This window comes from Flavobacterium sp., from assembly GCF_023151265.1.
In the GTDB taxonomy this organism is placed as follows: Bacteria; Bacteroidota; Bacteroidia; order Flavobacteriales; family Flavobacteriaceae; genus Flavobacterium.
Window position 1 is genome coordinate 24,086 of record NZ_JAKLJH010000011.1, and the last position, 6,466, is coordinate 30,551.

Genomic DNA, 6,466 nt, shown 5'->3' on the forward strand with positions numbered 1-6,466 from the left:
TATGTTCTATTTTCATAATTTTACTAAAAAAAGTTATGAAGTACCTTTATTTAACCTTAATCCTAGCTACTATGAATAGCTTTGGACAATTAGTAAAAGTAGATTACGCAGATGGTAATCAAAAATTAGAAGGATTTTTCGCTAAAGCTCAAAAAGCAAATCCAAAGAAAATTGGTGTTATCGTTTTACCTGCTTGGATGGGCGTAGATGCTCACGCTAAAGAATCAGCTGAAAACTTATCTAAATTAGGCTATCATGCTTTTGTTGCCGATATTTACGGAGTTGGAAACAATCCAAAAAACACAGGTGAAGCTGGAAAAAATGCAGGTTTCTACAAAAATAATCCTGCGGAATACCAAAAAAGAATTCAATTGGCGATTGATCAATTAGTAAAAGTCGGTGCAGACAAAAATCAAATCGCAGTAATTGGTTATTGTTTTGGCGGAACAGGCGCTATAGAAGCGGCCCGTGGTAATTTAAATGTAAAAGGAGTGGTTTCTTTTCATGGTGGTTTAGGAAAAGTAGCAAATAGTCCAACAAACGAAATTAAAGCGAAAGTTTTAGTGTTACATGGAGCCGATGATCCATATGTTCCTGCAAAAGAAATTGAAGCTTTCCAAAACGAAATGCGCCAAACGAGAGCCGATTGGCAAATGATTTATTATGCAAATTCAGTTCACGCATTTACACATAAAGATGCGGGAAGCGATAACAGCAAAGGCGCTGCTTACAACGAATTAGCCGATAAAAGAAGTTGGGAAGCGATGAAAACGTTTTTTATGGAGATTTTTAAATAATCGTTATAGTATTTCAATAATTGAAAACAGTTATTTCACCTGAAGTAGCTGTTTTTTTTATACATCAAAACTACTCACTTCTAAAACTTCACCTGCTTTCAAATCATTCAAATGAATGTTTCCAACCCGAACGCGAACCAATCGCAACGTAGGAAAACCAACCGCTGATGTCATTTTTCGCACTTGACGAAATTTTCCTTCGGTTAAGGTTATAGAAACCCAAGAAGTTGGACCGTGACGTTCATCACGAATCTTTTTTCCGCGTTCGCCTAAATTTGGTTCTAATTCTAATTTAAAAGCTTTACACTTTTTGGTTTTGTATTTTTTGCCGTGCAAGCCAATTTCAACACCGTTTCTTAAATGTTCAACGGCTTCTTCGGTAATCAATCCATCGACTTGAGCGTAATATTCTTTTTCTACTTTTTTGCTTCGGACAATTTCGCTCATCATGCCATCTGTCGTCAACAAAAGTAATCCTTCTGAATCTTCGTCTAAACGACCAATTGCCATAGTGTTCTCGGGAAAATCGTACAATTCGCCCAACAACTTTTTCTTGCGTTTTAATTGGTAAATAAACTGCGATAAATATCCGTAAGGCTTATGAATAAGAAAGTGATGATGCATTTAAAAATTCCGTTTAAGTGCGGCGAAGATACTAAAAACTGTTGGAGTGATACAAAAAATAAGGAGGCCTTATTTAAGACCTCCCTGTGTCGATTTTGATTTATTACGTTTTTCTAATCTGCTATAACTTGAGAAGAATAAACGACTGAATCTCTTTTTAGATATGTAACTAACGATATATTCAATAACTAATCAAAATCACATAGTAAAAGTATAAAAAATTTCAACGTAAATAAATGGTTTTTAATTGTTTAACATATAATTATCATTAGAACTCGATGAACGAATCAATATATCGATTAATATGCTTTTAATAAAATTTAGAAGAGTTTTAAGTACTAACATGGCTTCAAATTTTATTTTTTGCTACATTTACATTATTAAACAAAATCACACACCATGTCACAAACCCTTTTAGTACTTGCCGCATTTATTATTGCCTTAGGAATTGGAATTTTTATTGGAAAACTATTGTTTTCTGCCAAATCACAATCTGAAAAATCAGGTTTAGAAGAACGCATTAATGGTTTTTTAGGTCAAATCGAACAATTGAAAATCCAATTTCAAACAGAAAGAAATCAGTTTGAAAAATCGCTTTTACAACTCACTTCCGAAAAAGAAAATCTTCAAAAAGAAAAGGAATCTTTAGCCATTCATTTGGCAAAAAAAGAAAATGATTTTGATAATTTATTGGAACGCAATAAAGAACAAAAGCAAGAAGTAGAACAACTTCAGGAGAAATTCACTAAAGAATTTGAAAATTTAGCTAATAAAATTCTGGAAGAAAAAACCGTAAAATTCACTGAACAAAACAAAGAGAATCTAAAAAACATTCTTACACCGTTACAAGATAAAATCCAACTTTTTGAAAAGAAGGTCGAAGATACACACAAAGAAAGTATCGATTATCATGCTGCACTACGCCAGCAAATATTGGGACTTCGCGAGATGAACGAACAAATGAGCAAGGAAACCATGAATTTAACCAAAGCCTTAAAAGGTGATAGCAAAATGCAAGGAAATTGGGGCGAATTGGTGTTAGAACGCGTGTTAGAAAAATCGGGATTAGAGAAAGACAGAGAATATTTTGTACAACAAAGTCACGTTACAGAAGAAGGTAATCGCGTGTTCCCAGACGTTATTATCAATCTTCCGGATGGCAAAAAAATGATTATCGATTCGAAAGTAACATTAACTTCTTACGAACGTTACATCAACGAAGAAGATTCGGAAGTAAAAAATCAGTATTTAAAAGAGCATATTGTTTCTATAAATCGTCATGTGGAACAATTAGGCAACAAAAATTACCACGATTTGTACCACATGGAAAGTCCAGATTTTGTGTTGTTATTTATTCCAATTGAATCCGCTTTTGCTGTTGCATTAAATGAAGATACAACGTTATACAACAAAGCTTTTGAGAAAAATATTGTGATTGTAACACCTTCAACCCTTTTGGCAACTTTACGTACGATTGACAGCATGTGGACGAACCAAAAACAACAAGAAAATGCGATTGAAATTGCGCGTCAAGCCGGAGCTTTGTATGATAAATTTGAAGGTTTTGTTTCCGATTTGATTAAAATTGGAAAGAAAATGGACGAAGCTAAAATCGAATATGGTAACGCCATGAACAAACTAGTTGACGGAAAAGGAAACCTTATCACAAGCGTTGAAAAACTGAAAAAAATGGGAGCTAAAGCCAAAAAGGCTTTGCCTGAATCTGTTTTAAAAAGAGCTAATGAAATAGATGAAATTTCATTGCTTTCTGAAAACAATAACGACTAAAAAAAGAAAATTATGATGCAAAAAATTATTCTTTATATTGTTTTATCTCTCACTTTAATTACGGTGGGGTACTTTAGTTTTATTTACTATGTTCCGTATAGCGAAGGGGTGCGTTCAGGTGAATTGATTAAAATTAGCCATAAAGGTTTTGTGGTTAAAACATGGGAAGGCGAATTGAGTCAGGGAATTTCTGGCGCTCAAATATTTGCTTTTTCAATAATGGATAATCAGGAAGTGGTTATTGAAGATTTAAAAAAATGGCAAGGTAAAAAAGTAACTTTGGAATACGAAGAGCGCTATAAAACTTTCTTTTGGTGGGGAGATACTCGCTATTTTGTTACTAAAGTTTCACTTGAAAAATAATTCTTATGGAAATTGCCAATACAGTAGATGCTTCAAGAATTACGCTATCAGAATTAATGCTTCCTTCTCACTCTAACTTTAGTGGAAAAATTCATGGTGGTTATTTGTTAAAACTTATGGACCAAATTGCTTTTGCCTGTGCTTCGAAATACTCAGGTTGTTATTGTGTGACAGCTTCTGTTGATACGGTTGACTTTTTGAATCCGGTGGATGTGGGCGAATTAGTAACTTTAAAAGCCTCAGTTAATTATGTTGGTAAAACTTCTATGGTTGTTGGAATCCGAGTAACATCGGAACACATTCAAACCGGAGTAAAAAAACATTGCAATTCGAGTTATTTTACTATGGTTGCAAAAGACGAATTTGGAAATAATGTAAATGTTCCAAAATTGATAATTTCTAATATGGAAGAGGTTCGTCGTTTTTATGATAGCATTAATCGTATTGAAAATAAAAAGAGAACGAAAGAAATTGAAAACAATTTTGATCATAAATCAAAAGAAGCTTTAGAAAACCTAAAAAAATATAATGTTGTAATTTCTGATAAAATATTTTAAATTTTTAATTGCAAAATCATCGGTATTTTGAAAAAAAAGTTATATTTGTTTCAAACAATACAAACAAACTTTAACTAAATGATAAAAAAATACTCGATTTACGCTTTTATTATTAGTATTTCCCTCTTTATTTATGCCTGTTCAGACGATAATGAAGATGAATATACTCCCGTTTCACCTGTTACAGTTGACTTAACACAAGTCCCTTATCCGAAACTATCTGATTACAAATTCTTTGAAGGTGAAATAAAAAACCAAGTTCCTTCACTTGATGTTATTCCTTATGAACCAGCAAGTATTCTTTTTAGTGATTATGCACATAAAAAAAGATTCATTTGGATGCCTAAAAACACTCATGGAACCTATCAAGGCGATGGTAATATAATTAATTTACCTGTTGGAGCCGTTTTAATTAAGACCTTCTACTATGACAATGTACTTCCAGCAAATACAAGAAAAATAATAGAAACTCGTATTATGATTCGCAAATCTTCTGGTTGGATTTTTGCTGAATATGTTTGGAATGACGAGCAAACTGAGGCTTATTTAGATATGGCAGGAAGTTATCAAAACATTAATTGGATCGATGAAAACAATGTAACAAGAACGGTAAATTACAGAGTACCTTCGGAAGTTCAATGCATTGTTTGTCATAAAGAAAAAGAAACAATTGATGGTCAAGAAGTAACCGTTTTTACACCTATTGGGATTAAACCTCAAAATTTAAACTTCAATTACAACTACGGAAGTACTTCAAGAAATCAATTAACGCACTGGATACAAAATGGATATTTAGAAAATATTGCGTTACCGTCTGAAGCGAATACAGTTGTGGACTATAATGACTCCTCAAAACCTATTCGCGAAAGAGTTCGCTCTTACTTTGACATAAACTGTGCACATTGTCATAAAGAAAAAGGTCATTGCGATTACAGACCACTAAGACTTGCATTTAATGATACTGGAACTTCAGATGGCTTAACTAATATGGGCGTTTGTGTACCTACTCAAGATATGCAAGATTTTGATCCTGAATTAGATAAATTAATAACTCCTAGAAGAACTGATAAATCAATGTTATTTCACAGAGTTAACACAACTAATGAAGCCTCAAGAATGCCTCTTCATGGTAGAACTTTAATTCATACTGAAGGAGTTGCCATAATTGAAGAATGGATTAATTCATTAGATGAATGTCGATAAACAAAAACTACAACCTAATAAATATGAAAAAAAATTACTTACTAATCCTTTTTGTTCTTAGTAGCATTATGACTTTTGCTCAGGACAATTGCGCAACTGCAATTCCAATTTCCTCAGGAGGAACTTTCACTGTAGGAACAATTAATGGAACTGAATTACCAGCTATAGCTTGTAATTTAACGAACACATCCACAACTGCAGCAGAATGGTATGCTTACACACCATCACAAAATTTTTCTGTAACTATATCGTCTGATTTAGTAGAAAACATTTGTTTAGACACCAGACTACGTGTATATTCAGGAACTTGTGCTGCACTTACATGTGTTGGTGGAGATGATGATTCTGGAACGGTTACTTGTTCATCTGGAAGTTCTTATTTATCTCGAGTTACTTTCAATGCTATTGCTGGAACTACTTATTATATCGTTTGGGATAATCGTTGGATGTCTACTGGATTTAATTTTCAAATTAGTGAATTGCCTGAAGGTTACAATCCTTGTGCTGCTGCAACTCCAATTTCTACTGGAACAACTGTCGTAAATGCTATAGATCAAACAAATATTGTGACTACATGTTCTTCATCTAGTTTATCTAAATGGTATTCTTATACTCCTAACATAAATGCTAATGTTACACTATCTTCTGATTTAGCAATTAATATCTGTAAAGACACCAATTTTAGTGTATACACTGGAAATTGTACAACTGGATTAACTTGTGTTGCCAATGATGATAATTCTGGAGTTATTGCTTGTAATTCTGGAAATACAAATTCTAATCTTTCTGTAAGAACATTTGAAGTCTCGGCAGGAGTTACCTATTACATTGTTTGGGATAATAAATGGAGTGCAGATGGATTTAGTTTTACTTTAACAGAAGCTCCAATTATAATTCCTGTTACTTATACTAATCAAACCATTGCTACAATTAATAGTACTTATAACATTTGTATTGCGGATATGAATGGAGATTATAAAGACGATATTGTTGGAGTTAGTGCTAATAATTTAAGAGTTCATTTTCAAGGTGCTACACCTGGTACATATACTGTAACAGATTTTCCAATTACTGGAACAAGCGACATGCCTTCGTGGAGTATGGCTGCTGGAGATTTTAACAGAGATGGTTATA

Annotated in this window: 7 protein-coding genes; 6 read left to right on the top strand and 1 reads right to left on the bottom strand. The window is 33.0% G+C overall.

Annotated elements, in window-relative coordinates; translation table 11 throughout:
• Positions 1–35: 35 nt before the first annotated feature.
• Positions 36–797: a dienelactone hydrolase family protein gene (locus L6Q46_RS02165; protein ID WP_291282907.1), complete on the top strand. Its 762-nt coding sequence runs from the start codon at positions 36–38 to the stop codon at positions 795–797.
• A gap of 57 nt (positions 798–854) precedes the next feature.
• Here L6Q46_RS02165 and L6Q46_RS02170 read toward each other — a convergent pair whose 3' ends face one another.
• Positions 855–1,421 (bottom strand): pseudouridine synthase, encoded by a 567-nt coding sequence (locus L6Q46_RS02170; RefSeq protein ID WP_291282908.1) that lies wholly within the window; start codon positions 1,419–1,421, stop codon positions 855–857.
• A 399-nt stretch (positions 1,422–1,820) separates the two neighbouring features.
• On the opposite strand from L6Q46_RS02170, the gene rmuC reads away from it, so the two are divergent.
• The 5 genes from rmuC to L6Q46_RS02195 all read left to right on the top strand — a co-directional run.
• Positions 1,821–3,209, top strand: a complete 1,389-nt coding sequence (gene rmuC / locus L6Q46_RS02175; RefSeq protein WP_291282909.1) for a DNA recombination protein RmuC — start codon at positions 1,821–1,823, stop codon at positions 3,207–3,209.
• Positions 3,210–3,224: 15 nt separating this feature from the next.
• Positions 3,225–3,572: a 6-phosphogluconate dehydrogenase gene (locus tag L6Q46_RS02180; protein ID WP_291282913.1), complete on the top strand. Its 348-nt coding sequence runs from the start codon at positions 3,225–3,227 to the stop codon at positions 3,570–3,572.
• Positions 3,573–3,577: 5 nt separating this feature from the next.
• Positions 3,578–4,129, top strand: coding sequence for an acyl-CoA thioesterase (locus L6Q46_RS02185; protein ID WP_111565530.1), 552 nt, complete (start codon positions 3,578–3,580; stop codon positions 4,127–4,129).
• Between the two features lie 78 nt (positions 4,130–4,207).
• Positions 4,208–5,332: a hypothetical protein gene (locus tag L6Q46_RS02190; protein WP_291282910.1), complete on the top strand. Its 1,125-nt coding sequence runs from the start codon at positions 4,208–4,210 to the stop codon at positions 5,330–5,332.
• 23 nt (positions 5,333–5,355) lie between these two features.
• A partial coding sequence (locus L6Q46_RS02195) for a VCBS repeat-containing protein (protein WP_291282911.1) occupies positions 5,356–6,466 on the top strand: 1,111 nt, incomplete at its 3' end.

Bases quoted from the DNA above. Each gene is read 5' to 3' on its own strand.
- L6Q46_RS02165 (WP_291282907.1), top strand. From the start codon at position 36: ATGAAGTACCTTTATTTAACCTTAATCCTAGCTACTATGAATAGCTTT.
- L6Q46_RS02170 (WP_291282908.1), bottom strand. From the start codon at position 1,421: ATGCATCATCACTTTCTTATTCATAAGCCTTACGGATATTTATCGCAG.
- rmuC (WP_291282909.1), top strand. From the start codon at position 1,821: ATGTCACAAACCCTTTTAGTACTTGCCGCATTTATTATTGCCTTAGGA.
- L6Q46_RS02180 (WP_291282913.1), top strand. From the start codon at position 3,225: ATGCAAAAAATTATTCTTTATATTGTTTTATCTCTCACTTTAATTACG.
- L6Q46_RS02185 (WP_111565530.1), top strand. From the start codon at position 3,578: ATGGAAATTGCCAATACAGTAGATGCTTCAAGAATTACGCTATCAGAA.
- L6Q46_RS02190 (WP_291282910.1), top strand. From the start codon at position 4,208: ATGATAAAAAAATACTCGATTTACGCTTTTATTATTAGTATTTCCCTC.